Source organism: Nocardia sp. NPDC046473 (assembly GCF_040645995.1).
Taxonomy (GTDB): domain Bacteria; phylum Actinomycetota; class Actinomycetes; order Mycobacteriales; family Mycobacteriaceae; genus Nocardia.
In genome coordinates this window covers 38,565-53,847 of record NZ_JBEYZJ010000010.1, presented here as the reverse complement: position 1 = coordinate 53,847, position 15,283 = coordinate 38,565, and the positions used below count along the sequence as shown (strand labels likewise).

The following is a 15,283-nucleotide window of genomic DNA, read 5'->3' as shown; positions in this document are numbered from 1 at the left end:
ATGACATCGAGCGCTGTCAACATCCTTCGATGTCGACAATGCGACTGTGGGAAGATGACGCCATGGTCGCCGACGACGGATCCATCCCCGGCATGCGCCGTTGGCGCGGCCGGTCCCCTGCCGATCGGGTGGCCGGCCGCCGCGAGCAACTGATCGAGGCGTGCACCGAACTGATGGCCACCGTCGGCGCCGCCGAGACCTCGATGCGCGGCGTCTGCAGGCAAGCCGGGCTGACCGAACGCTATTTCTATGAGAGCTTCGCGAATCTGGACGCGCTGCTCACCACCGTGCTCGACACCGTGGTGCTCGGCGCGCGCGACCGACTACTCGACGCGCTACCCACCGCGCCCATCGAACGCGACGCCATGTTCCGGCATATGGTCGCCATCTTCACCGACTACCTCACCGAAGACCGCCGCCGCGGCCGGATCATGTTCATCGAATCGCAGGCCACCCCGGTGCTCATGCCGCGCGCGAACGAACTCATCGGATTGTTCACGGCGCCGATCGCGCTGACGATCGGCGCGGGAGATTACTCGACTTCCGCACCCGACGAGCACGACAACGCACTCAATGCCAGCGCCATCTTCGGCGCGCTGGCCTACCTCTACCGGCCCTGGCTGGACGGCGAGATCCCGGTCCCCCGCGAACGATTCGACGAACACGCCGCGACTGTGCTGGAACACATTGCCCGGGCCCGTTCTTCGGTGATCACCGAGGCCTAGTCCCGCGCCGCTACCGGCGCAGGCCGGTCCGCCCGCTCGAAACTCAGCGCAGCGTTGGCGACCGATCCGTGCCGCAGCGTGAACAGGTCGCGCAGGTAGTTCATCCGTAGCCGCCACGGTGCCCGATCGCCTTGGATCGGGAACTGACTCGCGGAACGCTGCACATAGCCGGGATTGAAGTTCAGGAACAATGATTCGGCACCGACCGACGGATCGCGCACGGGCGTGCAGCGCGCGTAGCCGCGTGCGTCCATGTGCCGCAGCAACCGAACCACGTGCTCGGACACCAGATCCGCCTTCAATGTCCACGATGCGTTGGTATAGCCGAAGGTGTAGGCGAAGTTCGGCACATCCGACAGCATCATCGCCTTGTAGGCCATGCTGTCCGACACCGTGACCGGCCGCCCGTCCACCACGAGGTCTATGCCACCGAAGGCGACCAGGTTCAATCCCGTTGCGGTGACAATGATGTCGGCGTCCAGCGTCGCGCCGGAGACCAGCCGCAGGCCGGTCTCGGTGAACGTCTCGATCCGATCGGTGACGATATCCAGCCGGCCCTTACGGATGGCGCGGAAGAAATCGTTGTTGGGCGCCAAGCAGAGTCGCTGATCCCACGGGTTGTAGCTGGGCGTGAAATGCGTGTCGATGTCGTAGCCCGGCGGCAGCCAGCGCTCCTGCAGGCCGCGGATGCGTTCGCGCATCCAGGCCGGATACCGTTGGCTCAGTTCATACATCGTCGTCGCGAAGGCCACGTTCTTGGCCCGGACCACCGCGTAGGCCGCGCGCGGCGGCAGGTAGCGGCGCACCTTCATCGCGATGTTGTCCCTGGCGGGCCTGGAGACGATGTAGCTCGGGCTGCGCTGCAGCATGGTCACGTGCGCGCCCTGTTCGGTGAGCGCGGGACCGAGCGTGACGGCGGTGGCGCCGCTGCCGATCAGCACCACCTTCTTGTTCGCGTAGTCCAGGTCCGCGGGCCAGAACTGCGGGTGCACAACGGGTCCGGCGAAGCGCTCGGTGCCCGCGAAATCCGGCACGTAGGGCTGGTCGTAGCGGAAGTAGCCCGCGCAGGACAGCAGGAAATCGGCGGTCAGCGTGACGGTTTCGCCGGTGTCGGCGCGCTCGGCCCGCACGGTCCAGCGGTTGTCCGCCGTGGACCATTCGGCGCCGCGCACCCGATGCCGGAAGCGGATGTGCCGGTCGATGCCGTTTTCCGCGGCGGTGTCGCGCAGGTAGTCGAGGATCGCGGCGCCGTCTGCGATCGATGTGTCGCCCAACCACGGCTTGAACCGGTAGCCGAGGGTGTACATGTCGGAGTCGGAGCGAATTCCGGGATAGCGGAACAGATCCCAGGTGCCGCCGAGCGATTCGCGGCCCTCCAGGATCGCGTAGGTCCGCCGCGGGAACGCCCGCTGCAGATGATAGGCCGCGCCGATGCCGGACAGTCCGGCGCCGACGATGAGCACATCGACGTGCTCAGCAACGGTTGTCATCGCTCACTCCTCGGGTTAGGCGGCGTGCGTTCTCAGCCTACGACCCAGACAGTTGGTCCGGCACAGCCGGATAAATCGTGGGATGTTTCTCGCCCATTGCCGCTGACCGCTTTGCGTGGATTCCGTTCGGCCGCAACGTAGTTAAGCGTTGCACGACATTGGCACTCACGCGAGACCGAACGGTTTCCAATTGCACACTTCGCAGTGAAGTCACTCACATCGCCACGGCGCGGCAACCACGATTCCGCCGAGACGGCATGTTAGCTGAACGTTCGCCCACTTTGGCTGGCACGGATATACACAACACGATGTCGCGCTCGTCCACCAGACCTGAAAACCATTGGCGACCCGCAATATTCGGCCCGATCGGACGCCCACACTCCGCCATAGCCAGCCGATCACCAGTTAGTGATACTTCACGAAACATGTACTTCAACAACGCCTCTCACCCCCTGATCCGGGCCATAGGCATTCGTAGTTACCGTCGGGTAGTGTCCGTCGCACCGACGATCAGAGACGATCCGGAACCGTTTTCTTTCCACGATTTCCAGGAGCGCGAGTGTCGCATTCTCGATTCGAATCCATCGGCGCCTATCTGCCTTCGAATATCGTCACTACGAAGGAGCTGCTCTCGCGGCTGAAGGAACCACCGTCTTTCGATCTCGAAAAAATTACCGGAGTGAAGGAACGCCGGGTGCACGACACCGACCCGGACAACTACGAGGACTCCTTCGCGATCGCCATGAAGGCCGCCGAGGACTGTCTGTCCAGGTCGAGGTACGAAGCAGCCGAGCTCGACGTGATCATCTCCACCTCCATCACGCGGAGCAACCACGCCACCCGCATGTACATGGAGCCGTCCTTCGCCGGTTCGATAAGTCGCCTTATTGGCGCGAAGAACGCCATTACGTTCGACGTGTCGAACGCCTGCGCCGGAATGCTCACCGGCACTTACATACTCGATCGGATGATCCGCTCCGGCGCGGTGCGCAACGGCATGGTGGTCAGCGGTGAGGCCATTACTCCGATCGCCGAAACCGCGGCGAACGAGATCTCCGCGAAATACGACCCACAGTTCGCGTCGCTGTCGGTGGGCGACTCGGGCGCGGCGGTCGTGCTGGACCAAGCAGTCGATGACAACGACAAGATCCACTACATCGAGCTGGTGACGGCCGCGGAGTACGCGAACCTGTGCCTTGGCATGCCCAGCGACAAGAGCCAGGGGATTGCGCTCTACACCGACAACCGCAAAATGCACAACGAGGACCGCTTCGTATTCGGCTCCAACAGCTTAGGGAATCACCTGGAAAAGCTGGGGCGCACCTTCGCCGACGAGAAGTTCGACTACATCGTCCATCACCAGTTCGGCGCCGCCGCGATCCCGTGGATGAACGCCATCGCCGAACGTGAACTCGGCAGCCCGATGCCGCCGGATCTCCGGGTCATCGAGAAGTACGGAAATACCTCCACCACTTCACATTTCATCGTGCTGCACGATCAGCTGAGCGACCAGAACATCCCGGCGGGCTCGAAGCTGCTGATGATTCCCGCCGCCTCCGGAATCGTGGCCGGCTACCTGTCCACCACCATCTCGTCTCTGAAGGTCTGAGGTCAGCTATGGGCGTGCGCATCAAATCCACCAGTATCAGCCGCACCAGCGACACCCACAGTGTCGTCGAGCACAGCGGTCGAGCCGCGAAGCAGAGCCTGGAACGGGCCGGGGTTCGCCCCGACCAGGTCGGTGTGGTCATCAACGCGGGCATCTTCCGGGACTACAACACCGTCGAGCCCGCCGTCTCGGCGCTGATCCAGAAGGCGGCGGGCATCGGCCTGGAATACGCCAAGGACGACCCGCGGACCTTCTCGTTCGACCTGATGAACGGTGCGACCAGCGTGCTCAACGCGGTCCAGGTGGCCACCGCCATCCTGGAAACCGGCAGCGCGGAGCACGTGCTCATCGTCTCCGGCGACACCCACCCGTCGCTGCTGCGGTATGCGGCGGATGACGAATTCCCTTACGCCACTTCGGGTGCCGCGCTACTGCTGGAGCGCACCGACGATCCCGTCGGCTTCGGCAAGGTGCACACGGCGGCGGGCGAGGGCACCGCCGCGGTCGAGGCTTACGTCGATACCGCGACCATGGGAACCGCCGGTCGCGGCCTGATGACCGTCGAGCGCGAGCCGGACTTCGAGGATCGACTGCTCGAGGTGGCGGTCCAGGCGGCGGGCGCCGCACTGGCCGAGGTCGCGGACCGCACCAGCCTCGCGCTGATCGCCTCGACGCCGACTCCGGAGTTCCCGAAGCGGCTGGCCGATGCCCTTGGTATCGACCAGGATTCGGTCCGTACCCCGGATCTCGCCTACGGCGACCCCCACACGGCGGCACTGACTCAGGCCTACGATCGGGCCATCGGTGCGGACACCCTCGCCGAGCACTCTCAGGTGCTGTTCGTGGCGGCGGGCGCGGGCCCGGCCGCGGCGGCGGTGCTGTACCGGCTGCCCGCGTTCGCCGGGGCGGCTGCGTGACCTCGGCGACCTATTGGGCGGCCATCGACCGGTTCCGTGCGTTCGCGCGCACGGAACCGGATCGAGAGGCGGTCATCTATCCCGACGCGACGACGTCCGCCGACCTGCCGTCCTATCGGCACGTCACCTACCGCGAGCTCGACGACTGGTCCGAGACCATCGCCGAGCGGCTCACCGCGTCGGGCGTCGGCGCGGGCACGCGCACCATCGTGCTGGTACTGCCCAGCCCCGAGCTCTACGCGATTCTGTTCGGGCTCTTGAAGATCGGCGCCGTGCCCGTGGTGATCGACCCGGGCATGGGTCTGCGCAAGATGGTGCACTGCCTGCGCGCGGTCGAAGCGGAGGCGTTCATCGGCATCCCGCCCGCGCATGCCGTGCGGGTGTTGTTCCGGCGCAGCTTCCGCAAGGTGCGCACCACGGTGACCGTCGGCAAGCGCTGGTTCTGGCGGGGCGAGCGGCTGGCGGCGTGGGGCACCACACCGGCCGGCGGCGCACCCGAGCGAGTGCCCGCCGACCCGGACGATGTGCTCGTCATCGGATTCACCACCGGCAGTACCGGACCCGCCAAGGCGGTCGAGCTGACCCACGGCAATCTGACGTCGATGATCGACCAGGTGCACACCGCGCGCGGCGAGGTGGCGCCGGATACCTCGCTGATCACGTTGCCGCTGGTCGGGATTCTCGACCTGCTGCTCGGATCGCGGTGTGTGCTACCGCCGTTGATCCCGAGCAAGGTCGGCTCCACCGATCCGGCGCATGTCGCGCACGCGATCGAGAAGTTCGGAGTGCGGACGATGTTCGCCTCGCCCGCCCTGTTGATTCCGCTGCTGCGCCATCTGGAACAGCAGCCGATCGAGCTGAAGACGTTGGGCAGCATCTACTCCGGTGGCGCGCCGGTGCCGGACTGGTGCATCGCCGGGCTGCGCGAGGTGCTGGCCGAGGACGTGCGGATCTTCGCCGGGTACGGGTCCACCGAGGCCTTGCCGATGTCACTCATCGAATCCCGGGAGCTGTTCGGCGGTTTGGTGCAGCGGGCGCACCAGGGCGAGGGCACCTGCATCGGCCGTCCGGCCGACAAGATCGAGGCCAGGATCATCGCGATCACCGATGAATCGATCCCGAGCTGGGCGCGGGTCGACGAGCTGGCCGGAAGGCTCGAAAGCTCGCGCGGGATCGGCGAACTCGTCGTCGCGGGGCCGAATGTCAGCACGCATTACTACTGGCCCGAGGAAGCGAATCGACAGGGCAAGATCGTCGACGGTGACCGGATCTGGCATCGCACCGGCGATCTCGCCTGGATCGATGCCGAGGGCCGAATCTGGTTCTGCGGGCGCAAGAGTCAGCGGGTGGAGACCGCCGACGGGCCGATGTTCACGGTCCAGGTGGAACAGATCTTCAATACCGTTGCGGGCGTTGCCCGTACGGCGCTGGTCGGGGTCGGCGCGCGCGGTACGCAGCGGCCCGTACTGTGCTTCGAAGTGAAGCCCGAGGCCGACAGCGTGGCGGTCGGGGCCGCGCTGCGGGCCCGCGGGGCGGAGCACGAACTCACCGGCGCGATCGCGGACTTCCTGGTTCACCCAGGGTTCCCGGTCGACATCCGGCACAACGCCAAGATCGGCCGGGAGCAGCTGTCGCAGTGGGCGGCCAAGCAGATCGGAACCCACGCGTGAACGCGAAAACGACGGCGCTGCGGGCGATTCCCGTGCTCGGCTGGCTGTACCTCGCCGGTGGAGCCGCCGCGGTCGCGACGGATCGGGTACCCGACAGCCGGGTGCTGCGCGCCGCGTGGTGGATCGACGCGTTCCTCAGCGTCGTGGTGCACGCGGCGCAGATCCGGCCCGCGCTGCGGGCGGCCGAGGGGTCGGGGCGCTCTCCCGTCGAGACGGCCGTATTGACGCAGATCTTCGGAATGACCTGGTGGCGAACACAGGAGGCACAATGACCAAAGTATTGGTGACCGGTGCGTCCGGGTTCCTCGGTGGTGCGCTGGTGCGCAGGTTGGTGCGCGACGGCGAGCACGATGTGTCGATTCTGGTGCGGCGCAGCAGCAAGCTGGCCGACCTCGGCGCGGACGTCGATCGAGTACAGCTGGTCTACGGCGATCTGACCGACCCGGCCTCGTTGGTCGCCGCGACCAACGGTGTCGACATCGTGTTCCACAGCGCCGCACGGGTAGACGAGCGCGGGACGCGGGAACAGTTCTGGCAGGAGAACGTTCGAGCGACCGAACGGCTCCTGGAAGCGGCGCGGCGCGGCGGTGCGTCCCGGTTCGTCTTCATCTCCAGCCCCAGCGCGTTGATGGACTTCGACGGCGGCGATCAACTCGACGTCGACGAGTCGGTCCCCTATCCGCGGCGCTACCTGAACCTGTACTCGGAGACCAAAGCCGCGGCCGAACGCGCCGTGTTGGCCGCGAACACCGACGGATTCACCACCTGCGCGCTGCGGCCGCGCGCGATCTGGGGCGCGGGCGACCGGTCCGGTCCGATCGTGCGGCTGCTCGGCAAGACCGGTACCGGGAAGTTGCCGGACATCTCGTTCGGCCGCACCGTATACGCCTCGCTGTGCCATGTCGACAACATCGTCGACGCGTGCGTCAAGGCGGCGGCCTCGGATGCGGTGGGCGGCAAGGCTTATTTCGTCGCGGATGCCGAGAAGACGAATGTCTGGGAGTTCCTCGGTTCGGTGGCCACTGGTCTCGGTTACGCACCGCCGAGCCGGAAACCGAACTCCAGGGTGATCAACGCCGTAGTGAATGTCATCGAAACTATCTGGCGGATACCGGCTGTTGCGACGCGTTGGTCGCCGCCGCTGTCCCGCTATGCCGTTGCGCTGATGACGCGCAGCGCGACCTACGACACCTCCGCTGCCCGTCGCGATTTCGGCTACACCCCGGTCGTGGACCGGGACAGCGGGCTGGCCACCTTCCTCGCGTGGCTCGAAACACAGGGCGGCGCCGTCGAACTCACTCGAGATTTGCGCTGAAACTCCCAGTCGTCACCGGAGGCAACATGAAGAAAGCATCACGTAGCGATTCCGTGCGGGGTGGCGGCCGGGCGACGGGTGGGCCCACTGACACCGTCTTTCGTCGGAAGATCTCGCCCACGGAGCGCCTGTACTTCTGCACCAGGGAGGTGTCGCCGCCGTTTCTGATGCACATGGTCATCCACGGCGTCGGCATCCTGGACCCGGACGTCGTGCAGCGCGCGGTGGACGTGGCGTCCGAGGCGAATCCCGGTGCACGGCTGGTCCGCGACGGCAACTACTGGGTGGACAGCGGCATTTCGGCGAAGGTCCGGGTGGTGCCGGGGTGGACGCTCGACTACGCCACGCTGGAAGACGATGCGGTACTGAACAGTCCGATCGGGCCGACGCCCGACCGGACCACCGAGGTGCTGCTGCTGACCGGTGAACAAACCACCGTCGTATTCCGTGTCTTCCACGGAGTGATGGACGGGATGGGCATGCGAATGTGGGTGGACGACGTGCTCCGCGCGTTGCGCGGGGTGGCGCCGGTCGGGGCGCCCGACCCGATCTCCGACGTCGAATTGGTGGCGCAGGTGGGTGCGCCGGGCAAGCAGACGCTGGTGCTGCCGACCCATCCGGCGGCAACCGGGCGTGGCCGCCAGGATCCGGCGGCCTCGCGATGGTTGTTGCGGCACCGGACCATTCACGCGACCGGCAAGGGCATGGTCGCACGGGTCTCGGCGATTCTGGCCGAAGCGGCCGGGGTGAAGTCGCGTTTCATGGTTCCGGTCGACCTGCGCAGGCACGATCCGGCGCTGCGGTCGACCGGAAACCTCGCGCTGCCACTGTTTCTCGACGTCGATCCGGGCGACAGCTGGGAAACGATCAGCGCCCGGATGCGCACCGGACTGGAGCAGAAGACCGAACTGAATCAGCTGGACAACGGCGGCCTGTCGAAGTTTCCGGCCGCCGCCATCCGCACCGTGCTGCGGCTGAGCAACTGGCTCGGTGCCAGGCACAACCGGAACATGGTGTCCGCCACCGTTTCGCACATGGGCAAGTTCGATATCGACGAGCTCGCGGTACCCGGCTGGACACCGAGCACGATGCGGGTGTTGCCGCAGCACAGCGGGGCGATGCCGCTGCTGTTCGGCATGCTGGAATCGCGCGGGAAGATCGAGCTGACCGTGTCCTGTCGCAACGGCGCGGGCATCGAGCCGAGGCTCGAAGCGCTGCTCGACAAGATCGCGGCGACGCTGGAAGCCGATCTCGCGCCGCATGATTCGCCAGTGCGATGACCGGCTGGGCACGGTTCGTCATCGCCCGGCCGCGTACGGTGCTCGCCGTCGTCGTCGGGGTGATGCTGCTGTTCGGGTTGCTCGGCATGCATACCGCGGACAAGGTCAGCGCGGCCGGATTCAATGACCCGCACAGTGAGTCGGCGGCGGTCGATCGGCTGGTTCGCGACCACTTCGGCCCGCAGACGCCCGATGCCGTCGCGCTGTACACCGCGCCGGCCGGGCAGACCCTCGACGATATCGGCCCTCGGGTGCAGCAGTCGCTGGCCACGATCGATCCCACGCTACTGCAGCGTCCGATCGAAACCTATTGGAACAGTGTGCCGCCCCGTAAGCAGTTCCTGAAGTCCGCCGACAACCGGCAGGCGCTGGCGGCGGTGTTTCTCGCGGGTGACGACAATCGACGCGTCACCGCCTATCCGGATATCGAAGGGGCACTGAAGGTTCCGGGTATCGACACCAGGCTGTCCGGCTACAGCGCGCTCGCGACGCAGATCAACGGTCAGTCGCAGCACGATCTGGTGCGGGCCGAATCCATCTCGCTGCCACTCACTTTGCTGATCCTGGTGCTGGTGTTCGGCGGTCTGGTGGCGGCGTCGCTGCCGGTGGCGGTCGGTGTGCTCGCGGTGCTCGGCGCGATGGGCACGATCCGGGTGCTCACCGAATTCACCGAGGTGAGCACGTTCGCGGTGAATATCGCCTCGCTGCTCGGGCTCGGCATGGCGATCGATTACGGGTTGTTTCTGGTGACCCGCTTCCGTGAGGAGCTCGCGGGCGGGCGCGACGTCGAGTCGGCCATCGAACGCACCTGCGCCACCGCCGGACGGACGGTCGCCTTCTCCGCGCTACTGCTGATCTGCGCGTTCGCCGGCACTTTCGTGTTCCCGCAGGCCGTGCTGCGGTCGCTGGGTTTCGGCGCGATCGCCGCGGTCGCGCTCGCCGCCGGACTCTCGCTCACCGTATTGCCCGCCATGCTCGCGCTGTTCGGGGCGCGAATCGGCAAGGCGGGCACCAAGGATCGGACCGAGCAGTTCTGGGGTCGCGTGGTGGATTCGGTGCTGCACAGGCCGGGCCTGGTGACCATCGTGGTCGGCGCGGTGCTGGTGCTGCTCGCTTTGCCGCTCACCGGTGCGAAGCTCGGTGATATCGACCACCGCGCATTGCCCGCGGGCAACGAAATGCGCACCACCGTAGAGGAACTCACCGCCGGGTTCCCTGCGGCGAGCAGTGGTGTCACCGCAGTGCTGCAGGGGGCCGATGGGCCGCCGCAGTCGGCGGCGGTCGATGCCGCGAGTTCTGCCCTCGGTCACGTCGACGGCGTCCGGCAGGTGCTCCAGGTGGGTCGCGCCGATGATTTCGTCGTATTCCACGCGTTCCTGACCGCCACCGATCGCAGCGAAAACGCCTCGGCCACAGTGAAAGACATCCGCGCCCTCACTCCCCCCGACGGCACGGTCCTGCGGATCGGCGGCGACACCGCGGCCACCGTCGACAGCGTCCACTCCATCGTGCGCGCCATGCCCTGGATGATCCTCGTCATGATCACCGCGACCGTGCTACTGCTCTTCGCGGCGTTCCGATCGATCGTGTTGCCGCTCAAGGCGGTACTGATGGCGTTCCTCAGCCTGGCCGCCACCTTCGGCGTGCTCACCTGGATCTTCAACGACGGCCACCTGGCAGGCGCGCTCGGCATCAGCCCCGGCCCCCTCGCCGCAGGCATGCTCGTCCTGATCATCGCGGTCGTCTTCGGGCTCTCCACCGACTACGAGGTCTTCCTCTTGTCCCGCATGGTCGAAGCCCACAACTCCGGCGCCGACACCGCCGCCGCCGTCCGCATCGGCACCCTCAAAACCGCCCGAGTAATCACCGCCGCCGCCACCCTCCTGGTAATAGTCACCGGCGCCTTCACCCTCTCCCCCTTGACCCCGATGCGCTTCCTCGGCCTAGGCATGATCATCGCCCTACTGATCGACGCCACCCTCGTCCGCATGCTCCTGGTCCCCGCCCTCGTCAAGCTCATGGGCCCCGCCAACTGGTGGAACCCGTTCCGCAGCTCTCGCCGCATCCCCGCCACCGTCGAACACGCGGCAGAACCAGCCCGAGTTCCGTGAACCATGGAATTCACTGGCGCACAGCAGCCGTCGAACCGACTACCGGAAAAGCATCTGGAACATCCTTGAATATCTTTTCTGCAGAATAATTTTCATACCGATCGGTCGCCACGCCGCAGCGAAGATTGCAATACCTCCGATCACTCCCCAGGCTTAGCTCCCATGTCCGCCGCCTGCCCCTCCTGCTCCTGGCCCTCGCCGATGCTCGTCTCTTCGCATGGGGCGGTGCGCTATTTGCGCTGCGTGTGTGGCAGATTCCTGGTTTCGCACGGCGACGGGGTAAACCTGGTGTCCGGCCGGAGTGCTTGCGGCGCACACAAGGTGGCCGAGCACCTCGAGCTGATTCCGTTGCCCGAGAGGTGATCCCGCACTCGGTCAACTGTTCGTCTGCGGGTGAACGCGGCAGGCGAGGCGTTCCCACCGACGGTGTCGTCCTCCCCAGCTGACCAGGCGTGCCGCTTCGGCCGCAACATCACCGGTACCCGGTACAACATGACGATCCCACTCACCTCGATCCTGTCGGTGGATGACAGGGGTTATGGTGTTGCCATGGCATCACCCGAGTTGTCCAGGTCGCAGTCCCAGCCTGCGTTGCTCGCCGCCTCGACTCCGAGCGCCATCCGCGATGCTCTGGTCGGTGCCGAGCAGAAGGAGTTCGTGCGCCGCTATCGCGAGGAAATGTCAGCCGCCGCCACGTCCCTGGACCTGACAGGCGTGCTGGCGGTCCTGGCGACCTTCCGCCAAATCGCCGAGACCACCCAACGGCACGGTCCCGACGCCCATCGTCGGATGCTCGAGCTGGTCACGGATCTCGAGCAGGGCCACGACGTGGGCACCATCGGTGCGTCCGAGCATCGAGCGGAAATCAACGCCAAACTCAACCGGTAGCGGCCGGATGTATCACTACGAGATCGTTGCCGATGCGCGGGCGCAAGTCGACGGTCTGCCGGTCGAAGCATTGGTGCATTTCGCCGAACTCATCTCGTTCCTGGAGTTGACACCGTGGGAGGGTCCGCCTTACCGGGACGATAATCCGGACAGCGGCATGCGCCGTATGGCCTTCGGCCAGGGCAGTGAGGGCCTAGTCGTGTACGTGGTACTGGAGCAGGATCGCCGGGTGGTCGTGGTTAGCGTGACCTGGGTGGGCTGAGACACAGACATCAAGGTGGGTTCCGGCCGTCGATGACGGCGGCTGTGGATGCTGTACGACGTGTACATACTCTGCGCACAGACGGCCGGAGTCCTTTCATGGTTCACATGCCGTGCCGACGGTCGGCCGATATCAATTCGCTGACCCGCGCCTCGTTTTCGGCGGAGAACGTGTTCCGATATGCGTCGACCGCTCGGCGGGTCTCCTCGGTGACCAGGTCGGCGTTGATCTGGGCTGCCGCGAAAGCGCCTGCTGCGGCGGCGCCGCCGACCTGGGCGGACAGATCGGTGACGTTGCCGGCGACCCACACGCCGGGTATCTCGGCGCGGCCGGTCGGATCGGACGGGATGTGCTCGCCTAGGCCCGACATGTGCTGTTCTGGCCTTAGTCCAAGTCCTGCAAGGAAATCGGTGCGCGCCACCATTCGGCTCATTACCGCCACTGCTTCACGGCGGACCATCGTGCCATCGCTCAGGCGGACGCCGGTCAGTCGGTCGTCAGTGATCTCCAGCGCGGCCACTTCGCCTTTCACCACGGTGATGCCACGGGCGGCGAGCTGCTCGAACTCGTCCTTGGTGGGCGATGGCATGGTGTGCAGGAAGAGTGTGATGTCGTCGCTCCACTGACGGAACAGTAATGTCTGGTGCACCGACATCGGCCCGGTGCCGAGCACGCCGATGGCCTGGTCGCGCACCTCCCAGCCGTGGCAGTACGGGCAGTGCAGGACGTCGCGCCCCCAGCGATCCCGTAGGCCCGGTATTTCCGGTAGCTCGTCGACCAGACCGGTGGTCACCAGGAGTCGCCGCGCGCCGACCGTCCGGCCGTCGGCCAGCGTCACCGCGAATCCGCCGTCGGTGCGGGACACGGCGTCGACTTCGCCGGTGACCACGTGGCCGCCATACCCGCGCACCTCCGCGCGACCGCGTTCCAGCAACTCGCCCGGTGCCATCCCCTCCCGGCCGAGCAGTCCGTGCACGCCCGAGGCCGGCGCGTTGCGCGGCGCACCCGCGTCGATCACGAGCACCGACCGCCGGGCTCGTCCAAGCATCAGCGCGCCGCTCAGTCCGGCCGCGCCGCCGCCGACCACCACCACGTCATAGCTGTTTTTCAGCTGTTCAGTCACCATGACCACCTCCGCGACCACCATGCGACCAGATCAGGCATATGCGCAATGTTTGTTGCCGATCTGGCAAACTGCAGGTATGGACGACGATCTCGATCAGGCGCTCGACGCGGTCGGGCCACGCCTGCGCGCGCTGCGCCGACAGCGCGAAACCACCCTGGCCGCCCTGTCGGAGGCCACCGGCATCTCGGTGAGCACGCTGTCCCGCCTGGAATCCGGCGGCCGCCGCCCAACCCTCGAACAACTGCTCCCGCTGGCTCGAGCGCACGGCGTCACGCTCGATGAACTCGTCGACGCCCCGCAAACCGGCGATCCGCGCATCCACCTGCGCCCGATGACCGCCCACGGCATGACCATCCTGCCGCTCACGCGCCGCGCGGGCGGCATCCAAGCCTTCAAGATGGTGCTCCCGGCCGACTCCAGTCGCAAGGAGCCGTCGCCACAAACCCACGAGGGCTACGAGTGGCTCTACGTCCTCAACGGCAAACTACGGCTCGTGCTCGGCGAGCGCGACATGGTGCTCACCCCCGGCGAGGCCGCCGAATTCGACACCCGGGTCCCGCACTGGTTCGGTGCCGCCACCGCCGAATCCGTCGAGTTCCTCAGCCTTTTCGGCAAACAGGGCGAACGCGCGCACCTACGCGCCCGCCCCAGATCCGCGGAAAAATAAGTCGAGATCACCTCCACAGCTCGGTACGATCCTTCCCATGGAGTGATGACCGATACCGCGTGCGCCCGCCGTACCACGCTGCCCCACTGCGGGTTTCAGCGTCCGGCGGTGCTGCCCGTATCCGTCATCACTCCTGCGACCTAGGACACTCATGCCCGACGACACCTTCCTTCAGCACGTCACCGACCGGTTGGCCGCCCTCCCCGGCGTCCAAGCCGTCACCCTCGGCGGCTCACGCGCCCAAGGCACCCACACGCCCGACAGCGACTGGGACCTCGCCATCTACTACCGGGAAACCTTCGACCCCAACGTTTTACGTGAAATAGGCTGGCCGGGCGAGATCTCCGACCTCGGCGGCTGGGGCGGCGGAGTCTTCAACGGCGGAGCCTGGTTCACCATCGATGACCGCAAGGTCGACGTCCACTACCGCGACCTCAACGTAGTCGAACACGAACTCGCCGAATCCCAACAAGGCCGATTCCACTGGGAACCATTGATGTTCCACCTGGCAGGCATCCCCAGTTACCTGGTAGTCGCCGAACTAGCCATCAACCATGTCCTCCACGGCACCCTCCCCCGCCCCACCTTCCCCGAACTTCTCCGCAAAACAGCCCCACCGATCTGGCAGAATCGCGCAGCCATGACCCTGCAATACGCCAAATCCACCTACGCCCAACGCGGCCAGACCACCGAGGTAGCGGGAGCCCTGGCCATCGCCGCAATGCAGACAGCCCATGCGGTCCTGGCCGCCCGCGGTGCATGGACCACCAACGAAAAGCGAATGCTGCAACGAGCGGGACTACGTGGCATCGACACAATTGTCATAGGACTCCACTCGGACCCGAAGTCCTTGACACAGGCGATCATCGAGGCCGAAGCACTACTCGATCACGCCATGGGTGACTGACCGTCCGCCCAGCCTGCTTCGCAGTCGTGAGCTGTGCTGTCCGTAGCCCGGCTCGTTCAGCACGGCGGCAACGAAATCGGTGGGCAGCAGTCGGCGGCCGAGTCGGTTTTCCAGACAACCGATACACAGAATGCTGTCCACCGAGGCCGCGGCGCATCCCCACACCGCGTCGTGCACCGTGTACCACTCATCAGGACCGTCGAGCGGCGCGGTCGGCAATCCGCAGTCGTGACACGGGAATTCGTCACGCTCGCGGCCTCGCCGCCTGGCGCTCAACCATCTCAGCAATCGGGGTATTCGACCCGAACGATCGCTT

Annotated in this window: 15 protein-coding genes; 12 read left to right on the top strand and 3 right to left on the bottom strand. The window is 66.2% G+C overall.

Annotation, left to right across the window (positions count from 1 at the left end):
• The first annotated feature begins 29 nt into the window (after positions 1-29).
• Complete coding sequence (locus ABZ942_RS33410; RefSeq protein WP_357389136.1) at positions 30-725, top strand: TetR/AcrR family transcriptional regulator; 696 nt, start codon at positions 30-32, stop codon at positions 723-725.
• Here ABZ942_RS33410 and ABZ942_RS33405 read toward each other — a convergent pair.
• The gene (locus ABZ942_RS33405; protein WP_357389134.1) at positions 722-2,215 is read right to left on the bottom strand and encodes an NAD(P)/FAD-dependent oxidoreductase; all 1,494 of its coding nucleotides are present in this window, start codon (positions 2,213-2,215) and stop codon (positions 722-724) included. The two genes, ABZ942_RS33410 and ABZ942_RS33405, sit on opposite strands and share 4 nt — an antisense overlap.
• 559 nt (positions 2,216-2,774) lie before the next feature.
• Here ABZ942_RS33405 and ABZ942_RS33400 point away from each other — a divergent pair.
• The 9 genes from ABZ942_RS33400 to ABZ942_RS33360 all read left to right on the top strand — a co-directional run bounded on the left by ABZ942_RS33400 (position 2,775) and on the right by ABZ942_RS33360 (position 12,267).
• On the top strand, positions 2,775-3,824 hold the full coding sequence (locus ABZ942_RS33400) for a 3-oxoacyl-[acyl-carrier-protein] synthase III C-terminal domain-containing protein (protein WP_357389132.1): 1,050 nt from the start codon (positions 2,775-2,777) through the stop codon (positions 3,822-3,824).
• A gap of 8 nt (positions 3,825-3,832) precedes the next feature.
• Positions 3,833-4,741: a hypothetical protein gene (locus ABZ942_RS33395; RefSeq protein ID WP_357389130.1), complete on the top strand. Its 909-nt coding sequence runs from the start codon at positions 3,833-3,835 to the stop codon at positions 4,739-4,741.
• Positions 4,738-6,411 carry a fatty acid CoA ligase family protein gene (locus ABZ942_RS33390; protein ID WP_357389127.1) on the top strand — a complete coding sequence of 558 codons (1,674 nt, stop codon included), beginning with the start codon at positions 4,738-4,740 and terminating at the stop codon, positions 6,409-6,411. The genes ABZ942_RS33395 and ABZ942_RS33390 overlap by 4 nt, the downstream gene beginning before the upstream one ends.
• Complete coding sequence (locus ABZ942_RS33385) at positions 6,408-6,683, top strand: hypothetical protein (RefSeq protein WP_357389125.1); 276 nt, start codon at positions 6,408-6,410, stop codon at positions 6,681-6,683. The genes ABZ942_RS33390 and ABZ942_RS33385 overlap by 4 nt, the downstream gene beginning before the upstream one ends.
• On the top strand, positions 6,680-7,726 hold the full coding sequence (locus tag ABZ942_RS33380) for an NAD-dependent epimerase/dehydratase family protein (RefSeq protein WP_357389123.1): 1,047 nt from the start codon (positions 6,680-6,682) through the stop codon (positions 7,724-7,726). Before ABZ942_RS33385 ends, ABZ942_RS33380 begins: the two co-directional genes overlap by 4 nt.
• A 26-nt stretch (positions 7,727-7,752) precedes the next feature.
• Positions 7,753-9,006 carry a peptide synthetase gene (locus ABZ942_RS33375; RefSeq protein WP_357389121.1) on the top strand — a complete coding sequence of 418 codons (1,254 nt, stop codon included), beginning with the start codon at positions 7,753-7,755 and terminating at the stop codon, positions 9,004-9,006.
• On the top strand, positions 9,003-11,117 hold the full coding sequence (locus tag ABZ942_RS33370) for an MMPL family transporter (protein WP_357389119.1): 2,115 nt from the start codon (positions 9,003-9,005) through the stop codon (positions 11,115-11,117). The genes ABZ942_RS33375 and ABZ942_RS33370 overlap by 4 nt, the downstream gene beginning before the upstream one ends.
• A 549-nt stretch (positions 11,118-11,666) precedes the next feature.
• Entirely contained in the window at positions 11,667-12,005 is a 339-nt protein-coding gene (locus ABZ942_RS33365) for a DUF6247 family protein (protein WP_357389117.1), read from the top strand.
• A 7-nt stretch (positions 12,006-12,012) separates the two neighbouring features.
• Positions 12,013-12,267 (top strand): hypothetical protein, encoded by a 255-nt coding sequence (locus ABZ942_RS33360; protein WP_357389115.1) that lies wholly within the window; start codon positions 12,013-12,015, stop codon positions 12,265-12,267.
• 103 nt (positions 12,268-12,370) lie between these two features.
• Here the strand turns inward: ABZ942_RS33360 and ABZ942_RS33355 are convergent, their stop codons facing one another.
• Positions 12,371-13,393 (bottom strand): NAD(P)/FAD-dependent oxidoreductase, encoded by a 1,023-nt coding sequence (locus tag ABZ942_RS33355; protein WP_357389113.1) that lies wholly within the window; start codon positions 13,391-13,393, stop codon positions 12,371-12,373.
• Positions 13,394-13,469: 76 nt separating this feature from the next.
• Between ABZ942_RS33355 and ABZ942_RS33350 the strand changes: the two genes are divergently transcribed.
• Positions 13,470-14,060: an XRE family transcriptional regulator gene (locus tag ABZ942_RS33350; RefSeq protein WP_357389111.1), complete on the top strand. Its 591-nt coding sequence runs from the start codon at positions 13,470-13,472 to the stop codon at positions 14,058-14,060.
• Positions 14,061-14,211: 151 nt separating this feature from the next.
• Positions 14,212-14,967 carry a nucleotidyltransferase domain-containing protein gene (locus tag ABZ942_RS33345; RefSeq protein WP_357389109.1) on the top strand — a complete coding sequence of 252 codons (756 nt, stop codon included), beginning with the start codon at positions 14,212-14,214 and terminating at the stop codon, positions 14,965-14,967.
• Here the strand turns inward: ABZ942_RS33345 and ABZ942_RS33340 are convergent.
• Entirely contained in the window at positions 14,941-15,255 is a 315-nt protein-coding gene (locus ABZ942_RS33340; protein WP_357389107.1) for a hypothetical protein, read from the bottom strand. The two genes, ABZ942_RS33345 and ABZ942_RS33340, sit on opposite strands and share 27 nt — an antisense overlap.
• Positions 15,256-15,283: the final 28 nt, after the last annotated feature.